Raw genomic sequence first — 24,374 nt, 5'->3', positions numbered from 1 at the left:
TCGTGACCAATACAAAACTGTTGAAATCGACCGTGTTTGCCGCCGCGGCTCTGGGGCTGATGGCGTCTGCGTCGTCCGCATCCGCGGCTGGTGTCGGTGCCTGCCTGATCACCAAGACTGACACCAATCCCTTCTTCGTCAAGATGAAGGAGGGCGCCACCGCGAAGGCCAAGGAACTCGGCGTCGACCTCAAGACCTATGCCGGCAAGATCGACGGCGACAGCGAGAGCCAGGTCGCGGCCATCGAGAGTTGCATCGCCGACGGCGCCAAGGGTATCCTGATCACTGCATCCGACACCAAGGGCATCGTGCCTACCGTGAAGAAGGCGCGCGATGCGGGCCTGCTGGTGATCGCGCTCGACACGCCGCTCGATCCGATCGACGCCGCCGACGCGACCTTTGCAACGGACAATCTCGAAGCCGGCAAGCTGATCGGTGCCTGGGCAGCCGCCACGCTCGGCGACAAGGCCAAGGACGCCAAGATCGGCTTCCTCGACCTGACGCCTTCGCAGCCGACCGTCGACGTGCTTCGCGACCAGGGCTTCATGATGGGCTACGGCATCGACGTGAAGGATCCCAACAAGATCGGCGATGAGGACGATGCGCGCATCGTCGGCCACGACGTCACCAACGGCAACGAAGAGGGCGGCCGCAAGGCGATGGAGAACCTCCTGCAGAAGGACAACACCATCAACGTCATCCACACCATCAACGAGCCCGCCGCTGTCGGCGCCTACCAGGCGCTCAAGGCTGTCGGCCTCGAAAGCCAGGTGCTGATCGTCTCCGTGGACGGCGGCTGCCCCGGAGTGAAGTCGGTGGCCGAAGGCGTCATTGGTGCCACTTCGCAGCAATACCCGCTGCAGATGGCAGCGCTCGGCATCGAGGCGATCGCCGCTTTTGCCAAAGACGGAACCAAGCCGAAGCCGACCGAAGGCAAGAATTTCTTCGACACCGGCGTCAACCTGGTGACCGACAAGCCGGCTACCGGCGTGAAGTCCATCGACACCAAGGAAGGCCTCGCCAAGTGCTGGGGCTGATCCCGGTCTGACAGGCATCCAGGGAACCTGAGCGGCCGGGGCTTGATCCCCGGCCGCTTCGGGTGGACGATGGCTCGCGTGACCGCGAACAATCCCGGCAGCAGACCGGAAAGGCGTGGACTGGCGTCGGCGTTTGGCTGAAGCCTACGGGGAGTAAACATGGCTCAAGCTCAGGAATTCGAGAAGGTTCTCTCAAGCAGCGACACCAGCGTTGCTGCTTTTGACGAGCACAAATCGGCCGTCAAGCGCATCCAGCATTTCTTGCATTCGACGCCGGCCGCGGTGCCGCTGATCGTCCTGGTTCTGGCGATCATCGTCTTCGGCATCACCATCGGAGGGCGGTTCTTTTCGTCCTATACGCTGACGCTTATCCTGCAGCAGATCGCCATCATCGGCATTCTGGGTGCCGCACAGACGCTGGTCATCCTGACCGCCGGCATCGACCTGTCGATCGGCGTGATCATGGTAATTTCAGCGGTGATCATGGGCAATTGCGCTGTCAGCTACGGTATGCCGAGCGCGCTCGCCGTGGCGATCGGGCTTGCCGCCGGCGCGGCCTGCGGGCTGCTCAACGGGGTGCTTGTCGCCTACATGAAGCTGCCGCCCTTCATCGTGACGCTTGGCACCTGGAACATCGTCATGGCCACTAACTTCATCTATTCGGCCAACGAGACGATCCGCGACACCGATGTCGACACCCAAGCGCCGCTGCTGCATCTCTTTGCCATCAGCTTCAAGGTCGGCACGGCGGTGCTGACGCTCGGCGTCATTGCCACGGTCGTGCTCGTGATGATCCTCTGGTACGTGCTCAATCACACGGCATGGGGCCGCCATGTCTACGCCGTTGGCGATGATCAGGAGGCGGCGAAGTTGTCGGGCATCCAGACCAAGAAGGTGCTGATGACGGTCTACACCCTTGCCGGGCTGATCGCCGCTTTCGCTGCCTGGGTCTCCATCGGCCGCAACGGCTCGATCTCGCCGTCGGCCGCCGTCACCGACTACAATCTCCAGGCGATCACCGCGACGGTGATCGGCGGTATTTCCCTGTTCGGCGGACGTGGCTCGATCCTGGGCACGCTGTTCGGCGCGATGATCGTCGGCGTCGTCTCCATGGGCCTCAACATGCTGGGCGCCGATCCGCAATGGAAGGTGCTGCTCACCGGTGTGCTGATCATCGGCGCCGTGGCAGTCGACCAATGGATCAGAAAGGTTTCGGCATGACCACGACCCAGGAACCCATTCTCACCGCGCGTGGCCTGGTCAAGCGCTACGGCCGCGTCACCGCCCTCGACAACGCCGACTTCGACCTTTACCCCGGCGAAATCCTTGCGGTCATCGGTGACAATGGCGCCGGCAAATCGTCGCTCATCAAGGCGATTTCCGGCGCTGCCGTGCCCGATGAAGGCGAGATCCGGCTTGAAGGAAAACCCGTCTCCTTCAAATCGCCGATGGAGGCCCGCGAAGCCGGCATCGAGACCGTCTACCAGAACCTGGCGCTGTCGCCCGCGCTGTCGATCGCCGACAACATGTTCCTTGGCCGCGAAATCCGTAAACCGGGTTTTCTGGGCGATTGGCTTCGCATGCTCGATCGCCCGGCGATGGAAAAGCGCGCCCGCGACAAACTTACCGAACTTGGCCTGATGACCATCCAGAACATCAGCCAGGCTGTGGAGACGCTCTCGGGCGGCCAAAGACAGGGCGTTGCCGTGGCACGTGCGGCCGCCTTCGGCAGTCGGGTGGTGATCATGGACGAACCGACGGCCGCGCTTGGCGTCAAGGAAAGCCGCCGCGTGCTCGAATTGATCTTCGACGTCAAGAAGCGCGGCCTCCCGATCGTGCTGATCTCGCACAACATGCCGCATGTCTTCGAAGTGGCCGATCGCATTCACATCCATCGGCTGGGCCGTCGCCTCGCCGTCATCGACCCCAAGCAATATACGATGTCCGATGCCGTCGCCTTCATGACAGGAGCCAAGGCCCCGCCGGAGGCGGCGCTGGCGGCTTGATACATGTCGCCCAAAGTGGCTGGTGCTTGGCAACAGCGGCAAGCACGGAACAGGAATTTGAAGCGCGTCGCGCGGGCCGTCTTGACGCGTCACACTTCAGAATTGCCAAATTGCCGCAGGGGGCAAGCCGGATCGAACCTGTTTAAATCGATTGAATATATGGCGGTATCAGCTAGCATGGGCTGGGAGGAGCGATGAAAGCCGGTATGATCATGGCAACCGCACGAGAGGCATCATGACGAGCGCGATGACATCCGAACCCCTTCCGCCACTGCTCGAAAATCCTGATCCAAAGACACTCGCACGTGAAGTCTTGGTGGCCCTCAAATACAGGGTCGGCAAGGACACCACCGTTGCGACCCAGTACGACTGGCTGACCGCCTCGATCAAGGTCGTGCGCGACCGGATCGTCGATCACTGGATGCAGGCGACGAGAGAGGCTTACGACCAGAAGGAAAAGCGCGTCTATTATCTGTCGCTGGAATTCCTCATCGGCCGCCTGATGCGTGATGCCTTCTCCAATCTGGGCCTGATGGACAACATGCGCGAGGCGCTGTCGTCGCTGGGTGTCGACCTCGACTTGATTGCAGCACTCGAGCCCGATGCGGCGCTCGGCAATGGCGGCCTCGGCCGGCTCGCGGCCTGCTTCATGGAAAGCATGGCGACCGTCGACATTCCGGCGCATGGCTACGGCATCCGCTATGCCAATGGCATGTTCCGGCAGGAGATTCACGACGGCTGGCAGGTCGAACTGCCAGAGACCTGGCTTGATCACGGTAACCCGTGGGAATTCGAACGTCGCGAACGCTCCTTCGAGGTTGGTTTCGGCGGTTCGGTGGAATCGATCACCTCCAAGGACGGGCGCCTCGAACGCCATGTCTGGAAACCGACCGAGCATGTGCTGGCCGTCGCCTATGACACGCCCGTCGTCGGCTGGCGGGCCAACCGCGTCAACACGCTGCGGCTCTGGTCGGGGATGCCGGTCGATCCGATCCTGCTAGACAAATTCAATGCCGGTGACCACATCGGCGCGCTAGCCGAAAGCAACAAGGCCGATGCCTTGTCGCGCGTGCTCTATCCCGCCGATTCCCACAAGGCCGGGCAGGAACTGCGGCTTCGGCAGGAGTATTTCTTCTCCACCGCCTCGCTGCAGGACATCGTGCAGCGCCATCTGAGCCAATATGGCGACCTGAAGTCGCTGCCCGACAAGGCTGCGATCCACTTGAACGACACCCATCCCGCCATCGCCGTGCCGGAGTTGATGCGCCTGTTGATGGACGTCCACGGCATGGACTTCGACCAGGCCTGGGATATCACCCAGCGCACCTTCGGCTACACCAACCACACACTGCTGCCCGAGGCGCTGGAAAGCTGGCCGGTGCCGCTGTTCGAGCGGCTTTTGCCGCGCCACATGCAGATCGTCTATGCCATCAACGCTGAAGTGCTTCTGGAGGCGCGTGCTTCCAACCAGTTCTCGGACGAGCAGATTGGCCGCATCTCGCTGATCCAGGAAAATGGCGACCGCCGGGTGCGCATGGGCAATCTGGCCTTTGTCGGCTCGCATTCCATCAACGGCGTTTCGGCTCTTCACACCGACCTGATGAAGGAGACGGTGTTCGCCGACCTGCACAAGCTCTACCCCAATCGTATCAACAACAAGACCAACGGCATCACGCCGCGGCGCTGGCTGATCCAATGCAATCCCGGACTGACGTCGCTCGCCCGCGAGGCGATCGGCGACCGTTTTCTCGATGACATCGACGCCATTAAGGATCTCGACGGTTTCGCCGGCGATGCCGTCTTTCGCGACAAGTTCGCCGCCGTCAAGCGCGCCAACAAGGCGCGATTGGCCAACCTCGTCGCCGACCGGCTCGGCATCAAGGTCGATCCTTCGGCGCTTTTCGACATCCAGATCAAACGCATCCACGAATACAAGCGCCAGCTTCTGAACATCCTCGAGGCGATCGCCCTCTATGACCAGATCCGCTCGCACCCCGAGCGCGACTGGATGCCGCGCGTGAAATTCTTCGGCGGCAAAGCGGCGCCCAGCTACCACAATGCCAAGCTGATCATCAAACTCGCCAACGATGTCGCAAAAGTCATCAACCGCGATCCGGCCGTGCGCGGTCTGCTGAAGGTAGTGTTCGTGCCGAATTACAATGTCAGCCTTGCCGAGATCATGATGCCGGCCGCTGACTTGTCCGAGCAGATCTCGACCGCCGGCATGGAAGCGTCGGGCACCGGCAACATGAAGTTCGCACTGAACGGCGCGCTGACCATCGGCACGCTCGACGGCGCCAATGTCGAGATCAAGGAATGCGTCGGCGACGACAACATCTTCATCTTCGGCCTGACCACCGCCGAGGTCGCCGAGCGGCGCAACAACGGCTACGATCCGCGCGCCGTCATCGAAGGATCGCCCGAGCTGGCGCAAGCGGTCGCGGCTGTTTCGTCAGGCGTCTTCTCGCCGGACGATCCGGAGCGTTACCGCGACCTCGTCAACGGTCTCTACAACAGCGACTGGTTCATGGTCGCCGCCGATTTCGATGCCTATGCCACCGCCCAGCGCGAGGTCGATGCGGTCTGGCGCAACAGTCCCGACTGGTACGCCAGGGCAATCCGCAATGTGGCGCGTGTCGGCTGGTTCTCCTCCGATCGCACGATCCGCCAATATGCGAAAGAAATCTGGAACGTGCCTGCCTGATGTGATTGCATGAGGCCGCAAACAATGTGGTCCCGGTGGTGTGAACTTGAAAGTCGGATCACACCACTAGAAACAAACACTCGGTGCCGGGGAGGGACACTGCCTGATGAAGAAGCTGCGCGCGACCGCTGCGACAAGCGGGCCGGACGGACTGGCGGCAGCCAGCGATGTTGCGGCGATTGTTGCCGGCACGCATGGCGATCCGTTTGCCGTTCTCGGTGTTCAGGAGGCTGGGAAGGGTTTTGTGGCCCGCTGCTTTGTTCCGAATGCCGAATTCGTCACCGCTTATACGCTGACCGGCACCATCGCGGGTGAATTGTCCAGGCGCGACGATGGCGGCTTTTTCGAAGGCAAGCTCTCGATCAAGAAGCGGCAACCGCTTCGCTATCACGCGCGCAACGCCGGCGGCGACTGGTGGCTGACCGATCCCTATTCGTTCGGTCCGGTGCTCGGGCCGATGGACGACTACTACATCGCCGAGGGATCGCATCTCAGGCTGTTCGACAAGCTCGGCGCCCATGTCATCGAGCACGAAGGCGCCACGGGCGTGCATTTCGCCGTCTGGGCTCCCAATGCGCGGCGTGTCTCTGTGGTCGGCGATTTCAACGAATGGGACGGCCGCCGGCACTCGATGCGCGACCGCCGCGACACCGGCATCTGGGAGGTGTTCATTCCCGATATCGGTGCTGGCCGGCCCTACAAATACGAGATCATCGGCCCCGACGGCGTCAGGCTGCCGCTGAAGGCCGATCCGTTCGCCTTCAAATCCGAACTGCGTCCGGCCACCGCTTCGGTCGTTGCTGTGCCGCCGGCGCATGAGTGGGGCGATGAGGCGCATCGCAATTTCTGGCGCAATGCCGATCACCGGCGCGAAGCCATTTCGATCTACGAAGTTCATGCCGGCTCCTGGCAGCTTCGCGACGACGGTACGTTCCTGTCATGGGACGAACTGGCCGACCGGCTCATCCCCTATGTGGTCGAGACCGGCTTCACCCATATCGAATTCATGCCGATCTCTGAACATCCCTATGACCCGTCCTGGGGCTACCAGACGACCGGGCTCTACGCGCCATCGGCCCGCTTTGGCGATCCGGACGGCTTTGCCCGCTTCGTCGACGGCGCCCACCGTGCCGGCGTCGGCGTTATTCTCGACTGGGTGCCGGCGCATTTCCCGGTCGATGAGCACGGCCTGGCCAATTTCGATGGCACCGCGCTCTATGAACATGCCGATCCGCGCAAGGGGTTTCATCCCGACTGGAACACCGCGATCTACAATTTCGGCCGCCGCGAGGTGGTGTCGTTCCTGGTCAACAATGCGTTGTTCTGGGCCGAGAAATACCATGTCGACGGACTTCGCGTCGATGCGGTCGCCTCGATGCTGTACCTCGACTATTCGCGCAAGGCCGGCGAATGGATCCCCAACGAGAAAGGCGGCCGCGAGAACCTTGAGGCGGTCAGCTTCCTGCAGAAGATGAACAAGGAGGTCTACGGCCACCATCCGGGCGTGATGACCATCGCCGAGGAATCGACCTCTTGGCCGAAGGTCTCGGCACCGGTGCATGAAGGCGGGCTGGGCTTCGGCTTCAAGTGGAATATGGGCTTCATGCACGACACGCTGGAGTATTTCTCCAAGGAACCGATCTTCCGAAAGCACCACCACAACGACCTCACCTTCGGCCTGACCTACGCCTTCTCCGAGAATTTCGTGCTGCCGCTCTCGCATGACGAGGTCGTGCACGGCAAAGGCACGTTGCTTGGCAAGATGGCCGGCGACGATTGGCAGAAGTTTGCGACGCTGCGCGCCTACTACGCTTTCATGTGGGGCTATCCCGGCAAGAAGCTGCTTTTCATGGGGCAGGAGTTCGCGCAGCGCCGCGAATGGAGCGAGGCGCGCGCGCTCGACTGGAACCTACTTGAATTCCGGCCGCATCGCGGCGTCTGGCAGACGGTGCGCGATCTCAACTATCTCTACCGTTCGCGCCCGGCACTGCATGGCCGTGATTGTGAGCCGGAAGGGTTTTCCTGGCTGATCGTCGATGACAGCCAGAATTCGGTTTTTGCCTGGCTGCGCAGTGCACCGGGCGGCAGCCCGGTGGCCGTCATTTCCAATTTCACGCCGGTGCCGCGTGACAATTATCGCGTGCCGTTGCCGATATCAGGCAAATGGCGCGAAATCATCAACACCGACGCTTCCGAATATGGCGGGTCCGGCAAGGGCAATGGCGGCATGGTCGAGGCACGGGCGGAGGGAGGAAGCATCTCCGCGACGATGCTTTTGCCGCCGCTGTCGACGATCATGCTTGAACTCGTTGCCGACTGAGCCATGTCGATATCGAGTAACTTGGGAGGGTAGAAATGGCAGACTTGAAACGGACCCAGCCGCTGGCGCGCGATGCCATGGCCTATGTATTGGCCGGCGGCCGTGGGAGCCGCCTCAGGGAACTGACCGACCGGCGTGCCAAGCCGGCCGTATATTTCGGCGGCAAGACGCGCATTATCGACTTCGCGCTCTCCAATGCTCTGAATTCCGGCATTCGCCGCCTTGGCGTTGCCACCCAGTACAAGGCGCATTCGCTGATCCGTCATCTGCAGCGCGGCTGGAACTTCCTGCGGCCCGAGCGAAACGAGAGTTTCGACATCCTGCCGGCCAGCCAGCGCGTCTCGGAAACGCAGTGGTATGAAGGCACCGCCGACGCCGTTTATCAGAACATCGACATCATCGAGGCCTACGGGCCCGAATACATGGTGATCTTGGCCGGCGACCACATCTACAAGATGGACTACGAGATGATGCTTCGCCAGCACGTCGACGCCAATGCCGATGTCACCGTCGGCTGCCTCGAAGTGCCGCGCATGGAAGCCACCGGCTTCGGCGTCATGCATGTCGATGCCAAGGACAACATCATCGCCTTCGTCGAAAAACCCGCCGATCCGCCCGGCATTCCCGATAAGCCGGAATTCGCGCTGGCTTCGATGGGCATCTACGTGTTCAAGACCAAATTCCTGATGGAGCAATTGCGCCGCGATGCGGCCGAGCCGGGCTCAAGCCGCGACTTCGGCAAGGACATCATCCCCTATATCGTCCAGCACGGTAAGGCGATCGCGCATCGCTTCGCCAAATCCTGCGTCCGCTCGACCGCCGAGAACGAGGCCTACTGGCGCGACGTCGGAACGGTCGACGCCTATTGGGAAGCCAATATCGACCTGACCGACATCACGCCTGAACTCGACCTCTACGACCGCGACTGGCCGATCTGGACCTATGCCGAATTGAAGCCGCCGGCAAAGTTCGTGCATGACGAGGATGGCCGCCGCGGTTCGGCCGTGTCCTCGCTTGTCTCGGGCGACTGCATCGTCTCCGGTGCGTCGCTCAAAAGAAGCCTGATCTTCACCGGCGCGCGCATCAATTCCTTTTCGACGCTGGAAGAAGTCGTCATGCTGCCCGACGTTCATGTCGGCCGGAACGCAAAGTTGAAGCGCGTGGTCATCGACCATGGTGTTAGGATACCGGAAGGCCTGGTGGTCGGCGAAGATCCCGTCCTCGACGCCAAGCGCTTTCGGGTCTCGGAGAAAGGCATCTGCCTGGTCACCCAGGACATGATCGACAAGTTAGGGCTCTAACGCATGCAGGTTCTGTCGGTCACGCCCGAGATCTTTCCGCTGATCAAGACCGGAGGGCTTGCCGACGTGACCGGCGCGCTGCCCATTGCCTTGGCGGGCAAGGGCGTGACCGTGCGCACGCTCATCCCAGGGTTTCCGACCGTCATGGCCGCCTTCAAGAAGAAGCGGGCGGTTCTGCAATATCCCTTGCTGCAGGGCGGCAAGGCCTCCGTCCATTCAGTCCAACTCGCCGGGCTCGAACTGTTCGTGCTCGATGCGCCGCATCTGTTCGACCGTCCCGGCGGTCCCTACGGCAACGCCACCGGCGTGGACTGGCCAGACAATTGGCGGCGTTTCGCGGCGTTGAGCCAGGTCGGCGGCGACATCGCCGGTGGCGCCATCTCTGGCTACCAACCCGACATCGTCCATGCCCATGACTGGCAGTCGGCGATGACCCTGGCCTATATGCGCTACGGCAAGGCGGTCGGCGTGCCATCGATGATGACTGTCCACAACCTCGCTTTCCAAGGCCAGTTCGGCGCCGCCATCTTTGGCGAACTCGGCCTGCCGGCAGCGGCGATGGCGCTCGACGGCGTCGAATATTATGGCGGTGTCGGCTTCCTCAAGGCCGGCCTGCAGGCCGCCTGGGCGATCACCACGGTCAGTCCGACCTACGCGCAGGAGATCCGCTCGGCGGAATTCGGCATGGGCCTCGACGGCCTCATCAACATGCGCTCCAGCGATCTCTATGGCATAGTCAACGGCATCGACACCGACATCTGGGATCCGGAAACCGACAAGCACCTGGTGTCCACCTATACGGCTAGCACGCTGAAGGCGCGCGCGCCCAACAGGGTCGCCGTGGAAGACCGCTTCAGCCTTGAGCGCGACGACAGCCCGATCGTCTGCGTCGTCAGCCGCCTAACCTGGCAAAAGGGCATGGATACCTTGGCGACAGCGGTCGACGGCATTGTTGCGACCGGCGCGCGCCTGGCCATCCTCGGCTCGGGCGATGCCGGCCTCGAAGGCGCGCTGCTCGCCGCCGCCGCCCGGCATCGCGGCCGCATTGGGGTCGTCGTCGGCTACGACGAGGGGCTGTCGCACATCATGCAAGGCGGCTGCGACGCCATCGTCATTCCCTCGCGCTTCGAACCGTGCGGGCTGACGCAGCTTTACGGCCTGCGCTATGGCTGCGTACCCGTGGTTGCCCGCACCGGCGGCCTTGCCGACACGGTAATCGACGCCAATGAGGCTGCCGTTTCGGCCGGCGTCGCCACCGGCTTCCAGTTCGCGCCCAACAATGGCGGTGCCTTGCTGCACGCCATCCGCCGCCTCGTCGACGCACATGCCAGTCCGGCGGTCTGGGAATCGTTGCAGCGCCAGGGCATGAAGGCCGATGTGTCATGGGACAAGAGCGCGGAAAAATATGTCGAACTCTATCGCTCTCTGCTTTCGAAAAGGGTTGCCTGAAGCATGATACGCACCGTCCCCACCAAGCCTTATTCCGACCAGAAGCCCGGCACGTCGGGCCTGCGCAAGAAGGTGCCTGTCTTTCAGCAGGAGCACTATGCCGAGAATTTCATCCAGTCGATCTTCGACGCGCTCGACGGTTTCAAGGGCAAGACCCTGGTGATCGGCGGCGATGGCCGCTTCTACAACCGCGAGGTCATCCAGAAGGCCATCGCCATGGCAGCCGCCAACGGCTTCGGCAAGGTGATGGTCGGGCAGGGCGGTATCCTGTCGACGCCGGCCGCCTCGCATGTCATCCGCAAATACAAGACCTTTGGCGGCATCATCCTGTCGGCCAGCCACAATCCTGGCGGCCCGCATGAGGATTTCGGCATCAAGTACAATGCCGGCAATGGCGGCCCGGCGCCGGAAAAGCTGACCGACGCGATGTTCGAAAAGACCAGGGCGATTTCGAGCTTCAAGATCGCGGACATCGATCCGATCGACATCGACACAACAGGCACGGTCAAGGCCGCCGGCATGACGGTCGAGATCATCGACCCGGTCGCCGACTATGCCGAACTGATGGAAAGCCTGTTCGATTTCGATGCCTTGCGCAAACTGTTCAAATCCGGCTTCCGCATGCGCTTCGACGCCATGCACGCGGTGACCGGCCCCTACGCCAAGGAGATCCTGGAAAACCGGCTCGGCGCGCCCATCGGCACCTGCCGCAATTTCAAGCCGCTGCCGGATTTCGGCGGCCATCACCCGGACCCGAACCTCGTCCATGCCAAGCACCTCTATGACGAGATGATGGGACCAGACGCGCCGGATTTCGGCGCTGCCTCGGATGGCGACGGCGACCGCAATCTGATCATCGGCAAGGGCATTTTCGTCACCCCGTCGGACTCGGTTGCCATGCTTGCCGCCAACGCCCGCCTGGCGCCCGGCTACAAGGGCGGGCTGAAGGGCATCGCCCGCTCGATGCCGACCAGTGGCGCTGCCGACCGCGTCGCCGAAAAACTCGGCATCGCCCTCTATGAGACGCCGACAGGCTGGAAGTTCTTCGGCAATCTGCTCGACGCCGACATGGCGACGATCTGCGGCGAGGAAAGTGCCGGCACCGGTTCCAACCACGTCCGCGAAAAGGACGGCCTTTGGGCGGTGCTTTTGTGGCTCAACATTCTTGCCGCGCGGGGCGAAAGCTGCAAGCAGATCGTCGCCGAGCACTGGGCGACCTACGGTCGCAACTACTATTCGCGGCACGATTATGAAGAGGTTGAGAGCGACCGCGCCACCGCATTGGTCGACGAACTGCGCGCCAAGCTCGGCGCGCTGCCGGGTGCCAGCGTGCGCGGCATGACAATCGCCAGCGCCGACGACTTTGCCTATCACGATCCCGTCGACGGTTCGATCAGCGAGCATCAGGGCATCAGGGTGCTGTTTGAAGGTGGTTCGCGGGTGGTCTTTCGGCTGTCCGGCACCGGCACGTCAGGTGCCACGCTGCGCGTCTATATCGAGCGCTACGAGTCGGACAAGTCGAGGCACGACCTCGACACCCAGGCCGCCCTTGCCGATCTGATAGCCGCGGCCGATGATATTGCCGGGATTCACAGCCATACCGGCCGCGCCGAGCCAAGTGTGATTACTTGAGGATGGCGCTGCACGCGCCCATAGCTCTCGCAGAGCGCCAGGTTAGATAATGACGGGCGTATGGCGCTGCACCCCCCTCTGGCCTGCCGGCCATCTCCCCCTCAAGGGGGGAGATCGGCAGTTTCAGCGCCTCGTTCCTCATGCTGCGTTGGCCGTTGGCGAAAGCGATGCGACGGTCCGATCTCCCCCCTTGAGGGGGAGATGCCCGGCAGGGCAGAGGGGGGTGCCTCGCGCTAACCTTGGCGGTATTTTCCAGTGACCCAGCTCGGCGCCACCGTCACCCGCGAAGGCATCCGCTTTGCCGCTTGGTCGCAGGCCGCCCGTCGGCTCTGGCTCTCGATCTTCGACGAGCAGGGCAATCGGGAAATCGAACGGCTCGAACTGCAGCCGGAAGGTGAGGGCGTCCATGCGCTGTTCGTTGCGGGCCTTGGCCAGGGCATCCGCTACGGCTTTCGCGCCGATGGCGACTACGCGCCGGAGCGCGGGCTGTGGTTCGACCCTGCCAAGCTCCTGACCGATCCTTACGCCGTCGAGATCGACAGGTCCTATGTCTATGACTGGCGGCTGGCCCAGCGCCGGGGCGAGGGCGCCGATACCGCACCGCTGATGCCGAAGGCGATTGCCGCTGCGCTGCCGAAGCCGGTGCAGGCTGCCCCGCCGCTATTCCAGCCGGGCGGCCTTATTTACGAAGTGCCGGTGCGCGCCTTCACCATGCTGCATCCGGACATTCCCGAAAAATTGCGCGGAACAGTCGCCGCACTTGCTCACCCGGCGGTTATCGAGCATCTGAAAAAACTCGGGGTTGGCGCGGTCGAACTGATGCCGGTGACCGCGTCGATCGATGAGCGACATTTGCCGCCGCTCGGGCTGCGCAATGCCTGGGGCTACAATCCCGTGACTTTCATGGCCCTCGATCCGCGTTTGGCGCCGGGCGGCATCATGGAGTTGCGAAACACGGTCGCCGTGCTGCGCGAGGCTGGCATCGGCGTCATCCTCGACCTCGTCTTCAACCACACCGGCGAGAGCGACTGGCTTGGCCCGACGTTGTCGCTGCGCGGTCTGGACAACCAGGCCTACTACCGGCACTCATCAGACGGCGGGCTGGCCAACGATACCGGCACCGGCAACACGGTCGCTTGCGACCATCCTGTCGTCCAGGAGATGGTCCTCGACACGCTTCGCCATTTCGTCAGGGATGCCGGCGTCGACGGCTTCCGCTTCGACCTGGCGCCCATTTTGGGCAGGGTCGAAGGAACATTCGATGCCGAGGCGTCGTTGCTGAGAGCGATGCGCGACGACCCGCTGCTGGCCGATCGGGTGTTGATCGCCGAGCCGTGGGACATCGGTTCCGACGGCTATCAGCTCGGTAATTTCCCGCCGCCCTTCCTCGAATGGAACGACAAGTATCGCGACGATGTCAGACGCTTCTGGCGCGGCGACGCCGGCATGGTCGGTGCGCTGGCGACCCGGCTTGCCGGTTCGTCCGATGTGTTCGCAACGAACAGGCAAAACGCCAGTCGGACCGTCAATTTCATCGCCGCCCATGACGGCATGACGCTCGCCGATATCGTGCGCTACGAGCGCAAGCACAACGAAGCCAATGGCGAGCAGAACCGCGACGGCCACAATGAAAACCTGTCCTGGAACAACGGCGCCGAAGGGGATGCGGACGATCCGGCCGTACCAACTGCTCGCCTGAACGATCAGCGCGCGCTGCTCGCCACGCTGTTTGCCTCACGCGGCACCATCATGCTGACCGCGGGCGACGAATTCGGCCGCACCCAGCAAGGCAACAACAACGCCTATGCGCAGGACAACGAGATCACCTGGCTCGTCTGGGCCGGCCGTGACCAGGCGCTGGAGCGCTACACGGTGGAACTCTCGAGGCTGCGCCGGTCGATGCCGGCGCTCTTCGATACAAGCTTCCTAACTGGCCAGCCGCAGGCAGGTTCGGGGACGCCGGACGTCGCATGGCTGACCGAAACGGGCACGCCGCTCGATGGACAAAGCTGGCAAGATCCGCAGCGGCACCGTCTTGTCATGATCCTGGGTGGCGCCAGCGACGACGAGCGCCGTCTCGCGGTGCTCGTCAACGGCGATCGTAGGGCCTGCATGTTCACCTTGCCTGAGCGTGAAGGATTTTGCTGGGTGCCAGCCCTCGAAACCGCCGAGCCAGCGGACAGCTCGCGACCGATATCGGGACGGGCGGTGATCTTCATGATCGAACGAGCGCAGGCCGGCACAGGGGAGAAGCGCAATGGCGGCAGGTGACAAGACCGGATGGTGGCGCGGTTGCGTCATCTACCAGATCTATCCGCGCTCCTTCCAGGACACGACCAGCGACGGCAGCGGCGATCTCGCCGGCATTACGTCGAGGCTCGCTCATGTCGCTTCGCTTGGTGTCGACGCAGTCTGGCTGTCGCCTTTCTTCAAGTCGCCGATGGCCGATATGGGCTACGACGTGTCGGATTACTGCGATGTCGATCCGATGTTCGGCACGCTCGAGGACTTCGATGCGCTGGTCGCCGAGGCGCATCGTCTCGGCCTGAAGATCGTCATCGACCAGGTGCTGTCGCATTCGTCCGACAAGCACGACTGGTTTGTCGAAAGCCGCGCCAGCCGCGATAACCCCAAGGCCGACTGGTACATCTGGGCCGATACCAAGCCCGATGGCGGCGCGCCCAACAACTGGCTCTCCGTCTTCGGTGGCCCGGCCTGGGAATGGGATTCGACCCGCCGGCAGTATTACATGCACAATTTCCTTGCCTCGCAGCCCGACCTGAATTTCCACAACCCGGAGGTCCAGGACGCGCTTCTCGACACGGTGCGGTTCTGGCTGGAGCGCGGCGTCGACGGCTTCCGGCTCGATACGGTCAATTACTATGTCCACGACCGCTGGCTGCGCAGCAATCCGCCGCTGGCGTCGAGCGTCGCCGGCACCAACGGCGAGACCAACACCTACCTCTACCAGGAGCATCTGTTCGACAAGACGCAGCCGGAAAACCTGGCGTTCCTGCGCCGCTTGAGGGCGCTGCTCAACGAATACGACAACCGCGCCGCGGTCGGCGAAATCGGCGATGAGGGCCGTTCGCTGCAGACGCTCGCCGCCTACACCTCCGGCGGCGACAAGCTGCATATGTGTTACACCTTCGACCTGCTCGGTCCGCAGTTCTCGGCCGCGCATGTGCGTGGCTGCGTCGCAGCCTTCGAGGCGGCCGTCTCCGACGGCTGGGTCTGTTGGGCGTTCTCCAACCATGATGTGGTGCGCCATGTCAGCCGCTGGACAAGGCCGGACAGCGATCCCGATGCGGTCGCAAGATTCTCGATCATGCTGCTCGCCTGCCTGCGCGGCTCGATCTGCCTCTATGAGGGCGAGGAGTTGGGCCTGGAGGAGGCGGAGCTGGCCTATGAGGATCTGCGCGATCCCGTCGGCATCCGCTTCTGGCCAGGCGTCAAGGGCAGGGATGGGTGTCGCACGCCAATGGTCTGGGAGGCCGGCGCCGACAATGCGGGCTTCTCCACGGCCAGGCCGTGGCTGCCGATACCGGCCAGCCATCGCGCCCGCGCGGTCGACGTCCAGAATGCCGACACGGCCTCGGTGCTGAAGTCCTATCGGACCACGCTGGCCTTGCGCGGGAAGCATGAGGCGCTGGTGTCAGGCTCGATCCGATTTCTCGACGCCGAGGGTGACCTGCTTGCTTTCATTCGCGAGGGCGGCGGCGAAAGACTGCTCTGTGTCTTCAATTTCGGCGGGGGATCGGCCAATTGGCCGTTGCCGGGGGACATCGGAGTGGTTACGGAACTTGACGGCGATGCCTCGCTAACCAGGGAGGTCGAGCTTTTGCTGCCGGGACTTGGATGCTTCCTCGGTAGGCTCGACTGATGCCTCGACTGCTCTACTGCACCAGCACGGAGCGTCCACAAGTCGCACCGGTGACCCGGACATCCGCCTCGCCGAGACGCACGCCAAGGGCTCCAAGCAGGTTGGCAAGCAAGGTATCGATCGGGGCTGCCACGCTGTTCAGAAGTGCCACCACCGGCGGCTTCACAAATCCCAGAAGGGCGTCCAGATTCAGCGGCAGGCCGAGTAAATTCGCCGTCAGCGACAGGCCGCTGACCAGCGACGTAGTCAACGATTGGGTAAAGTTTTGCGTGTAAGCGGTCCTTATCGTCTTGGCATCGATGTCGGCCTTGTTGAAAGTCAGCGTCGTCGCGGGGTTATTGGCCATGTTAAACGCCGCCGAGCCCACTACGGACACCACGGGGATGAGCAGAAGTTTCACGGCCGCGATTTCGGTGTTGGAAAACGTCTCCTTATTGGTGAAATCGGCAAAGCCGGCGCTGCTGCTGTCACCGAGATGTCCTTCGACGATACCGGGACGTGTAGCAACGGTGACCTTGATACTGTCAGGGCCTGTTGGACAACTTATGTCCATGAGCTTGGCCTCGGCATAGGCGACTTCGACATGCAGGGGCAAACTGACCGATACCAAGGTGATACCGCCTCCGACATTTTTGTTGCCGCCCCCGATCTTCACTATTAGCTTGATGCGGGTCTGCGCCGTCCGCACAATGGCGCCGACCTCGCCAACCGCCAGCCATGGCGAGGATTGCGGCGGTTCGCCGATAGCGATGGCGAGCGTGGTCGACAGCACCCCCGGAATGGCGGCGCCGAGCGCGACGTCGACCTGCTTCGAACCGTTTGCCAGTCCGGCGGCGGCGGTCAGCATGCCCATCGCACTGGCATCGACGCCAAGGCCGGCCGGCTTTTGGCCGAGGCCCAACTTGCCGACGGAGCCGAGATCGACCAGATGACTGAGCGGGATCTTGACCGTGCTGGTCGACTTGGAAGCGATCGTCTGCAGGGCGACCTTGGCCGTGTTGCCAAGCCCCGGCACATTGGCCATGGCCGTGGCGATTTGGCCGACGGTCGCCTTCGATGCCAGCACATCCGTATACGATACGCCGGTCAGGTTCAACTGTGTGGCAAGGCCGTCGACGAAGGAGAGCACGCTCACATCCGCAGAGAGCAGCGCGTTGTAGTCCATGACGCTGAGCGAGATGTTGCTGCCGAGAAGTCCGCCGAGAAGCGCGTTGAGGATACCGCCATCGAGGCTGGCGAGCCTCGATCCGACCGAGAACGTCGCCTGCGGCGTCATGCTGGCGATGGCTTGGGTGCCGATGACGGGAGTGGGGATCAGCGAACTCGCGAAATAGCGGGCCGGGATCTTCTTCAGGGTGACACGGACGGCATTGTAGGGTGTTACGCTGGCCTGGAAACGCTGGCCCACATTGGCGCCGGATGCCACATATCGCCCGGGTGTGACCGTCACGACGGTTTTGCCGGCCGCCGGCTCGATCGTCTGTCCCGAGCTTTGAACGACAACCCCTGGCATGCCGTTGTCGGTCAGCGTGGTGACAACCGCGGTGTTGACTTTGGTCATGTTCGAGGCGGCGGTGATCGCCGCCAGATCCACCATTGCCTGTGCTTCGCGGCGCTCGGTGTAGATCGAGGCTTCGTCGATGGCCACCGCGGCCAGCGCCAGCGCCACCGGCGCGCTCAATGCCGCCATGACGGTGAAGTTCGCTTTCCTGTCACCCAGCATCAACCGGGCAAGCCGACCGATCCCATTGCACGCATGCAGCAGCATTTAAATGCCCCCGACCCTAATCGTTGACTGGCGCTTGATGGTAGTCCCGGGCATGGCTATGCCCGGGAAAAGGTTCCAGATCGGCAGGTTGCGGGCATCGTACTGGATGGCCACCACGAACTGGCTTCCATCGGCCGCGCTGTCGTTGGCCTGGTAGGTCAACTTGCTGACATCCACGAAGGGATATCCGCCGGCATTGTTGGTGACGAAGCTGGCCACGAGCGTCTGGCGCTCGGTCTGGTTCAGCCCGGCAATGGCCGTGCGGGCCGCATCCGCTGCGATCTGCTGGATCGAGTTGGCGGCGCCGAAATATATACCGTATGCAACCATTCCGAGTAGAAGAAGAATGAAGATCGGCGAGAGTAAGGCAAATTCAACCGCTGAAGTTCCACGTTCTTCTTGAAATTTTCGCACCAAATGAAAGACTTTGGGCAATTTACTTGCTCCGTTGCTCATAGCCGCCACGCGTCTGAGATCGAACTGTATAGAAGGCAATCGTAATGTAACCTGTGGTTGCTTAAGAACGCATTAAGACATTCCGGCAAACTGGCGTGGCTCCGATTCGCGGTGAAAAATGGCGTCGAGGTGAAGAAACCAAGTCAAGCTTCTGGTTTCGGCTGGTGTTTCAGCGGCCACGCCATAGCTTTCGTCCGCCTTACTTTGGGTGACCCAGAGAGTCTGTTGAAATAAAAATTCTCCGCGTTAGTGTCTGGGCACGAGCCGCAGGACGGGAACCAGCGGCGCGCTCAAAGGGGTCAGATATCGGCTCCAGGGCGTCAACACTTAATAGGCGCGCCAACGGCAGCGCCGACAGGGAGAACTTCATGCTGAAAAACATGCTGAAGGCGACGGTGCTCGCCACGACCATGGCGCTGGCCGCCGGCACGTTCTACACGCCGGCTTTCGCCGAGACCGTCTATAACAGAGGCAGCGCCGCCGAAGCGGAGACGGTCGATCCGCACAAGACCTCGACAGTCTACGAAGCCGATATCATACGCGACCTGTTCCAGGGCCTGGTCATGCATGACCAGAAGACGAACCTCATTCCGGGCGCGGCCGAAAGCTGGACAGTGTCCGACGACGGCACTGTCTACACCTTCAAGCTGCGCAAGGATGGCCTCTGGTCGGATGGCAGCCCGGTGACGGCGGACGACTTCGTCTATTCGTTTCGTCGGCTGGAAGACCCGGCCACCGCTGCCGAATACGCCTCGATGCTGTACCCGGTGAAGGGTGCGGAGGACGTCAACACCAAGAAGGGCAAGCCGGAGGATATGGGTGTCAAAGCGATTGATGCAAATACCCTCGAAGTCACGCTGAAGGCGCCGACGCCTTACTTCCTGGAGATGCTGACCCATCAGGCCACCTATCCGGTCAACAAGGCTTCGATCGACAAGCTCGGCGCCGACTGGATCAAGGCGGGTAATCTCGTTTCGAACGGCGCCTATACGCTGGCCGAGTGGATTCCCAACGACCACATGAAGCTGGTCAAGAATCCGAAATTCTGGGACGCCGCGACCGTCAAGATGGACGTCGTCAACTATATCCCGACCGAAGACCGCTCATCGGCGATGAAGCGCTTCGAGGCCGGCGAACTCGACAGCTACGGCGACCTGCCGACCGAACAGCTCGCTGACCTCAAGACCAAGTTCGGCGACCAGGTCCGCGTCGGACCTTATCTCGGCACCTATTATTATGCGATCAAGACCGACAAGGCGCCGTGGGACAATGTCGAACTGCGCAACGCCATCTCGATGGCGATCGACCGCGACTTCCTCGCCGAGAAGGTCTGGCAGAACTCGATGCTGCCTGGCTATTCGATGGTGCCTCCGGGCATCGCGGGCTACTCGCCGGCAACGGCCAAATACGCCGACATGTCGCAGATCGACCGCGAGGACGCTGCCAAGAAGACCCTCGAGAAACTCGGCTATACGCCCGAGCATCCCTTGAAGATGGAGATCCGCTACAACACGTCGGAAAACCACAAGAACACGGCCGTCGCCATCCAGGAACAGTTGAAGCCGCTCGGCGTCGACGTCTCGCTCGTCAACACCGACACCAAGACCCACTACTCCTTCCTCGAGCAGAAGGGCGACTACGACGTGGCGCGTGCCGCCTGGATCGCCGACTACAAGGATCCGGAGACCTTCCTCGGCATCACCCGCAAGGCCAGCGGTAACAACTATTCGAGCTATGTCAGCCCGGCATATGAAGCGGCCATGGACAAGGCGGCGGCTGCCGGCGGTAAGCCGGAAGAGCGCATGAAGGACCTCGCTGAGGCCGAGCGCATCCTTGTCGATGACGTCGGTAACATTCCGCTTCTCTACTACAGCTTCCACGACATCGTTTCCTCGAAGCTGCATGGCTTCGACGACAATGTGATGGATATCCATCCGTCCCGCTTCATCAGTAAGGACTGATCCTTAGCCGGGCCGCCGCGCAACTCAATGCGCGGCGGTGCTGGTTGGCCATCGCATCGGTCCGGAAACCGGAATCGATTTTCGGTATGTCGGTGCGAAGATTTGAAGGCTAGAGCGCAACCGTCCGGCTGGACGCGCGTTGCTCTGGATCAAGCGGGGCACCGATGCTGCGATACGTATTACGGCGGCTTCTGACCGCCATCCCGACGCTGTTCGTCATCGTGACCATGGCGTTTTTCCTGATGCGCGTCGCGCCGGGCGGCCCATTCAACCAAGAGCGGGGGCTGAGCCCCGAGATCAAGGCCAATCTCGAAGCCCAGTTCGGCCTCAACGACCCGCTCTGGCTGCAATTCGTCCATTATCTCGGCAATCTGCTGCGCGGCAATTTCGGCCCGAGCTACAACATGCCGGACTTCACCGTCACCGAACTCTTCGCCAAGGGCCTGCCTATATCGGTTCAGCTCGGCGCCTCGGCGCTCGTCCTGGCGCTGCTGCTCGGTTGTGTGCTCGGCACCATTGCGGCGCTTAACCAGAACAAGCTTGGCGACTATACGGTGATCGCGCTGGCGACGGCCGGCAGCACCATCCCAACCTTCGTCATCGCGCCGGTGATCCAACTCCTGTTCGGGCTGACCTGGAGGCTGCTGCCGATCGGTGGGTGGGGCGATGGCGCTTTCATCAACAAGGTCGGTCCGGTGTTGACGCTCGCTCTGCCGCAGATCGCCATCGTCGCCCGGCTGATGCGTGGCTCGATGATCGAATCCTTGCGGTCCCATCACATCCGCACGGCGCGCGCGCTCGGCCTGTCCGATTGGTCGGTGGTGGTCAAGCACGCGCTGCGCGGCGCCATCCTGCCGATCGTCTCCTTCACCGGTCCGGCGGCGGCGGCATTGCTGACCGGCTCGGTCATTGTCGAGACGATCTTCTCCATTCCAGGCGTTGGCCGCTATTTCGTCGATGCCGCGCTCAATCGTGACTACACGCTGGTGATGGGAACGGTGGTGGTGATCGCCATCTTTACCATTGTCTTCAACCTGATCGTCGACGTCATGTACGCGGTCGTCGATCCGAGGGTGCGCTATGACTGACATCGCAGCCACAGCCGCCCCCGCCGTCGTCGGCCGTTCACTCTGGGGGGATGCCTGGGCGCGTCTCAAGGCCAATCGCGCCGCCATGTTCAGCCTGTACTACCTTGCCCTGATCGGTGTCGTCAGCGTATTCGGGCCGTGGTTCGTGCCACATCAATACACTACCATCTATGCCGACTATGTGCGCATGCCGCCAAGCCTGTCAGCCTATCCGAAGGCCGACATGGTCGAGACGGCGCTTACCGAAGCGATCAAGCGCATGCGGGTTGAGATCAAGGAGTGGCGGCAGGAAGGCAACCAGGTCTTCGTCACCGTCAAGTCGACCAGGCCGATCGACGATCGCAACATCCGTTATCTCGACCGTTCCGATGCCTTTGACGGCACCAAGATCGAGAGCAAGTCGCCCGACGGTCTTGAAGCGACGATGAGCGCCTCGATCAAGCAGCAATATTTCCTGTTCGGCACCGACAACACCGGCCGGGACCTATTGTCGCGCACGCTGATGGCCGGGCGCATATCGCTGGCCATCGGCCTGCTCGCGGGTGTCGTGGCGGTGGTCATCGGCGTGGTCTACGGGGCCGCGGCCGGCTTTGCCGGCGGCAAAATCGACGAGGTGATGATGCGCATCGTCGACGTGCTCTATTCCTTGCCCTTCATCTTCTTCGTCATCATGCTGGTGGTGTTCTTCGGCCGCAACTTCGTGCTGATGTTCCTGGCGGTCGGCGCCGTGCTGTGGCTCGACATGGCGCGGATCGTGCGCGGCCAGGCGCTGTCGATCCGCCGGCAGGAGTATGTCCAGGCGGCGGAAGCCATGGGTGTCGGCCAGCGCGGTATCCTGCTGCGCCACGTCATTCCCAATCTGCTCGGCCCGGTGGTCATCTACATGACGCTGCTGGTGCCGCAGGTCATCATCCTGGAGAGTTTCCTGTCATTCCTGGGGCTCGGCGTGCAGGAGCCGATGACCAGCTGGGGCGTGCTGATCTCGGTCGGCGCCAAGAACATCGGCACCGCCAACTGGCTGCTCCTGTTCCCCGCCTTCTTCCTCGTCTCGACGCTGTTCGCGCTGAATTTCGTCGGCGACGGCCTGCGCGACGCACTTGACCCAAGGGATCGCTAAGATGGGGATCGCCGAGATGGCTGCTTCCGAAACGATCCTCAGCGTCAAGGATCTGCGTGTCCGCTTCCGCACGCTTGACGGCGCCGTCGAAGCAGTCAAGGGCATCAACATCCATGTCAAATCTGGCGAGACCGTTGCCGTGGTTGGCGAATCCGGGTCCGGCAAAAGCCAGACGATGATGGCGGCGATGAGCCTGCTGGCATCGAATGGGGAAGCGACAGGCAGCGTCGATTATCGCGGCCGCAATCTTCTGACGCTTAGCAAATCCGAGCTCAACCAGGTTCGTGGCCGCAAGATCAGCATGATCTTTCAGGAGCCGATGACTTCGCTCGATCCGCTCTATTCGATTGGCAATCAGTTGATCGAGCCGATCCGCCGGCACCGGGGCCTGAATGCCCCCGACGCGCGGGAAGAGGCGCTCAAGCTGCTGCGGCTGGTGCATATTCCCGATCCCGAGCGGCGGATGAAATCCTATCCGCATGAAATGTCCGGTGGCCAGCGCCAGCGTGTGATGATCGCGATGGCGCTCGCCAACGACCCTGACATATTGATCGCCGACGAGCCGACGACGGCGCTCGACGTGACCATCCAGGCGCAGATCCTGATGCTTCTGGCCGAATTGCAGCGCAAGCTCGGCATGGCGATCGTCTTCATCACCCACGATCTTGGCATCGTCCGCCGCTTTGCCGACCGGGTCTATGTCATGCGCCAGGGCGAGGTTGTCGAGGAGGGGGAGGCGGAGGCCATCTTCGTCAATCCCCAGCATGCCTACACGAAAATGCTGCTGGCGTCCGAGCCGACCGGCAGCAAGGCGCCGCCGCCCGCCAATGCTCCGGTGCTGCTTGAAGGCAGAAATGTCGAAGTGACGTTCAGGATTGGCGGCGGGTTTCTTGCTGGTGAACCGCTGATGCTGCGTGCCGTCGATCACATCTCGATCCGGCTGCAGCGCAACCAGACCATCGGCATCGTTGGTGAATCCGGCTCGGGCAAGTCGACGCTCGGCCGCGCCTTGCTGCGGCTGTTGCCGAGCGACGGGCTTATCCGTTTCGGCGATCGCGACATTTCCCAAGCCGACAGGCAGGCGATGCGGCCGCTGCGGCGCCAGATGCAGCTTGTCTTCCAGGACCCGTTCGGCTCGCTGTCGCCGCGCATGACCGTCGGCCAGGTCATCACCGAAGGACTTCTGGTGCATGAGCCTGATCTCTCGGGCAAGCAGCGTGATCAACGCGCGGTCGACGCCTTGCGCGAGGTCGGCCTCGACCCCAACGCACGCAATCGCTACCCGCACGAATTCTCCGGCGGCCAGCGGCAGCGCATCGCCATTGCTCGCGCCATGATCCTGAAGCCCAGGCTGGTGGTATTGGATGAGCCGACCTCGGCGCTCGATCGCTCTGTGCAGAAACAGATCGTCGAACTGTTGCGCAAGCTGCAGGCGGACCACGAATTGTCCTATCTCTTCATCAGCCACGATCTGTCGGTCGTGCGCGCCATGGCCGACTACATCATCGTCATGAAACAGGGCAAGATCGTCGAGGAGGGGCCGACCGAGGCGATCTTCAGCGATCCGCGGCACGCTTACACACAGACGCTGATGGCCGCCGCGATCGACATGACGCGATTTCGCCTGAGCGCCTGAACCAGGCTTCGCACCG

General features: G+C 62.4%; 16 protein-coding genes. 14 read left to right on the top strand and 2 right to left on the bottom strand.

The window, feature by feature from the left end; translation table 11 throughout:
* Positions 1-59 precede the first annotated feature (59 nt).
* The 10 genes from NKI99_RS04405 (at position 60) to bglA (ending at position 16,332) form a co-directional block, all read left to right on the top strand.
* The gene (locus NKI99_RS04405; RefSeq protein ID WP_502895823.1) at positions 60-1,037 is read left to right on the top strand and encodes a sugar ABC transporter substrate-binding protein; all 978 of its coding nucleotides are present in this window, start codon (positions 60-62) and stop codon (positions 1,035-1,037) included.
* A gap of 159 nt (positions 1,038-1,196) precedes the next feature.
* The gene (locus NKI99_RS04400) at positions 1,197-2,258 is read left to right on the top strand and encodes an ABC transporter permease (protein WP_127269995.1); all 1,062 of its coding nucleotides are present in this window, start codon (positions 1,197-1,199) and stop codon (positions 2,256-2,258) included.
* Positions 2,234-3,043 carry an ATP-binding cassette domain-containing protein gene (locus tag NKI99_RS04395; RefSeq protein ID WP_352609894.1) on the top strand — a complete coding sequence of 270 codons (810 nt, stop codon included), beginning with the start codon at positions 2,234-2,236 and terminating at the stop codon, positions 3,041-3,043. Before NKI99_RS04400 ends, NKI99_RS04395 begins: the two co-directional genes overlap by 25 nt.
* A 235-nt stretch (positions 3,044-3,278) precedes the next feature.
* Positions 3,279-5,747 carry a glycogen/starch/alpha-glucan phosphorylase gene (locus tag NKI99_RS04390; protein ID WP_352609893.1) on the top strand — a complete coding sequence of 823 codons (2,469 nt, stop codon included), beginning with the start codon at positions 3,279-3,281 and terminating at the stop codon, positions 5,745-5,747.
* 106 nt (positions 5,748-5,853) lie between these two features.
* Positions 5,854-8,067 carry a 1,4-alpha-glucan branching protein GlgB gene (gene glgB / locus NKI99_RS04385; protein ID WP_352441331.1) on the top strand — a complete coding sequence of 738 codons (2,214 nt, stop codon included), beginning with the start codon at positions 5,854-5,856 and terminating at the stop codon, positions 8,065-8,067.
* Between the two features lie 35 nt (positions 8,068-8,102).
* Entirely contained in the window at positions 8,103-9,368 is a 1,266-nt protein-coding gene (glgC, locus tag NKI99_RS04380; protein ID WP_023808506.1) for a glucose-1-phosphate adenylyltransferase, read from the top strand.
* A gap of 3 nt (positions 9,369-9,371) precedes the next feature.
* Positions 9,372-10,817, top strand: coding sequence for a glycogen synthase GlgA (gene glgA, locus NKI99_RS04375; RefSeq protein ID WP_128302923.1), 1,446 nt, complete (start codon positions 9,372-9,374; stop codon positions 10,815-10,817).
* A 3-nt stretch (positions 10,818-10,820) separates the two neighbouring features.
* Positions 10,821-12,449 carry an alpha-D-glucose phosphate-specific phosphoglucomutase gene (locus NKI99_RS04370; RefSeq protein ID WP_352609892.1) on the top strand — a complete coding sequence of 543 codons (1,629 nt, stop codon included), beginning with the start codon at positions 10,821-10,823 and terminating at the stop codon, positions 12,447-12,449.
* A gap of 255 nt (positions 12,450-12,704) precedes the next feature.
* Positions 12,705-14,720 (top strand): glycogen debranching protein GlgX, encoded by a 2,016-nt coding sequence (glgX, locus tag NKI99_RS04365; protein WP_352461321.1) that lies wholly within the window; start codon positions 12,705-12,707, stop codon positions 14,718-14,720.
* Entirely contained in the window at positions 14,707-16,332 is a 1,626-nt protein-coding gene (gene bglA / locus NKI99_RS04360; RefSeq protein WP_352609889.1) for a beta-galactosidase BglA, read from the top strand. Before glgX ends, bglA begins: the two co-directional genes overlap by 14 nt.
* Positions 16,333-16,345: 13 nt before the next feature.
* Here the strand turns inward: bglA and NKI99_RS04355 are convergent, their stop codons facing one another.
* Positions 16,346-18,100: a TadG family pilus assembly protein gene (locus tag NKI99_RS04355; protein ID WP_023808501.1), complete on the bottom strand. Its 1,755-nt coding sequence runs from the start codon at positions 18,098-18,100 to the stop codon at positions 16,346-16,348.
* The gene (locus NKI99_RS04350; RefSeq protein ID WP_196815282.1) at positions 18,101-18,556 is read right to left on the bottom strand and encodes a TadE/TadG family type IV pilus assembly protein; all 456 of its coding nucleotides are present in this window, start codon (positions 18,554-18,556) and stop codon (positions 18,101-18,103) included. It abuts the gene before it with no gap.
* 368 nt (positions 18,557-18,924) lie between these two features.
* On the opposite strand from NKI99_RS04350, the gene NKI99_RS04345 reads away from it, so the two are divergent.
* The 4 genes from NKI99_RS04345 to NKI99_RS04330 all read left to right on the top strand — a co-directional run bounded on the left by NKI99_RS04345 (position 18,925) and on the right by NKI99_RS04330 (position 24,358).
* Positions 18,925-20,517 (top strand): peptide ABC transporter substrate-binding protein, encoded by a 1,593-nt coding sequence (locus NKI99_RS04345; protein WP_023808499.1) that lies wholly within the window; start codon positions 18,925-18,927, stop codon positions 20,515-20,517.
* 164 nt (positions 20,518-20,681) lie between these two features.
* The gene (locus NKI99_RS04340) at positions 20,682-21,605 is read left to right on the top strand and encodes an ABC transporter permease subunit (protein WP_027035849.1); all 924 of its coding nucleotides are present in this window, start codon (positions 20,682-20,684) and stop codon (positions 21,603-21,605) included.
* Positions 21,598-22,722 carry an ABC transporter permease gene (locus tag NKI99_RS04335; RefSeq protein ID WP_352609887.1) on the top strand — a complete coding sequence of 375 codons (1,125 nt, stop codon included), beginning with the start codon at positions 21,598-21,600 and terminating at the stop codon, positions 22,720-22,722. The genes NKI99_RS04340 and NKI99_RS04335 overlap by 8 nt, the downstream gene beginning before the upstream one ends.
* Before the next feature lie 16 nt (positions 22,723-22,738).
* Positions 22,739-24,358, top strand: a complete 1,620-nt coding sequence (locus NKI99_RS04330; RefSeq protein ID WP_023808496.1) for an ABC transporter ATP-binding protein — start codon at positions 22,739-22,741, stop codon at positions 24,356-24,358.
* Positions 24,359-24,374: the final 16 nt, after the last annotated feature.

Origin of the sequence: Mesorhizobium sp. M0239, assembly GCF_040321815.1 — a bacterium.
Classification (GTDB): Bacteria; Pseudomonadota; Alphaproteobacteria; order Rhizobiales; family Rhizobiaceae; genus Mesorhizobium.
The sequence above is the reverse complement of the archived record's forward strand: the minus strand, read 5'-3'. Positions and strand labels throughout refer to the sequence as shown.

Bases quoted from the DNA above. Each gene is read 5' to 3' on its own strand.
- NKI99_RS04405 (WP_502895823.1), top strand. From the start codon at position 60: ATGGCGTCTGCGTCGTCCGCATCCGCGGCTGGTGTCGGTGCCTGCCTG.
- NKI99_RS04400 (WP_127269995.1), top strand. From the start codon at position 1,197: ATGGCTCAAGCTCAGGAATTCGAGAAGGTTCTCTCAAGCAGCGACACC.
- NKI99_RS04395 (WP_352609894.1), top strand. From the start codon at position 2,234: ATGGATCAGAAAGGTTTCGGCATGACCACGACCCAGGAACCCATTCTC.
- NKI99_RS04390 (WP_352609893.1), top strand. From the start codon at position 3,279: ATGACGAGCGCGATGACATCCGAACCCCTTCCGCCACTGCTCGAAAAT.
- glgB (WP_352441331.1), top strand. From the start codon at position 5,854: ATGAAGAAGCTGCGCGCGACCGCTGCGACAAGCGGGCCGGACGGACTG.
- glgC (WP_023808506.1), top strand. From the start codon at position 8,103: ATGGCAGACTTGAAACGGACCCAGCCGCTGGCGCGCGATGCCATGGCC.
- glgA (WP_128302923.1), top strand. From the start codon at position 9,372: ATGCAGGTTCTGTCGGTCACGCCCGAGATCTTTCCGCTGATCAAGACC.
- NKI99_RS04370 (WP_352609892.1), top strand. From the start codon at position 10,821: ATGATACGCACCGTCCCCACCAAGCCTTATTCCGACCAGAAGCCCGGC.
- bglA (WP_352609889.1), top strand. From the start codon at position 14,707: ATGGCGGCAGGTGACAAGACCGGATGGTGGCGCGGTTGCGTCATCTAC.
- NKI99_RS04355 (WP_023808501.1), bottom strand. From the start codon at position 18,100: ATGCTGCTGCATGCGTGCAATGGGATCGGTCGGCTTGCCCGGTTGATG.
- NKI99_RS04350 (WP_196815282.1), bottom strand. From the start codon at position 18,556: ATGAGCAACGGAGCAAGTAAATTGCCCAAAGTCTTTCATTTGGTGCGA.
- NKI99_RS04345 (WP_023808499.1), top strand. From the start codon at position 18,925: ATGCTGAAAAACATGCTGAAGGCGACGGTGCTCGCCACGACCATGGCG.
- NKI99_RS04340 (WP_027035849.1), top strand. From the start codon at position 20,682: ATGCTGCGATACGTATTACGGCGGCTTCTGACCGCCATCCCGACGCTG.
- NKI99_RS04335 (WP_352609887.1), top strand. From the start codon at position 21,598: ATGACTGACATCGCAGCCACAGCCGCCCCCGCCGTCGTCGGCCGTTCA.
- NKI99_RS04330 (WP_023808496.1), top strand. From the start codon at position 22,739: ATGGCTGCTTCCGAAACGATCCTCAGCGTCAAGGATCTGCGTGTCCGC.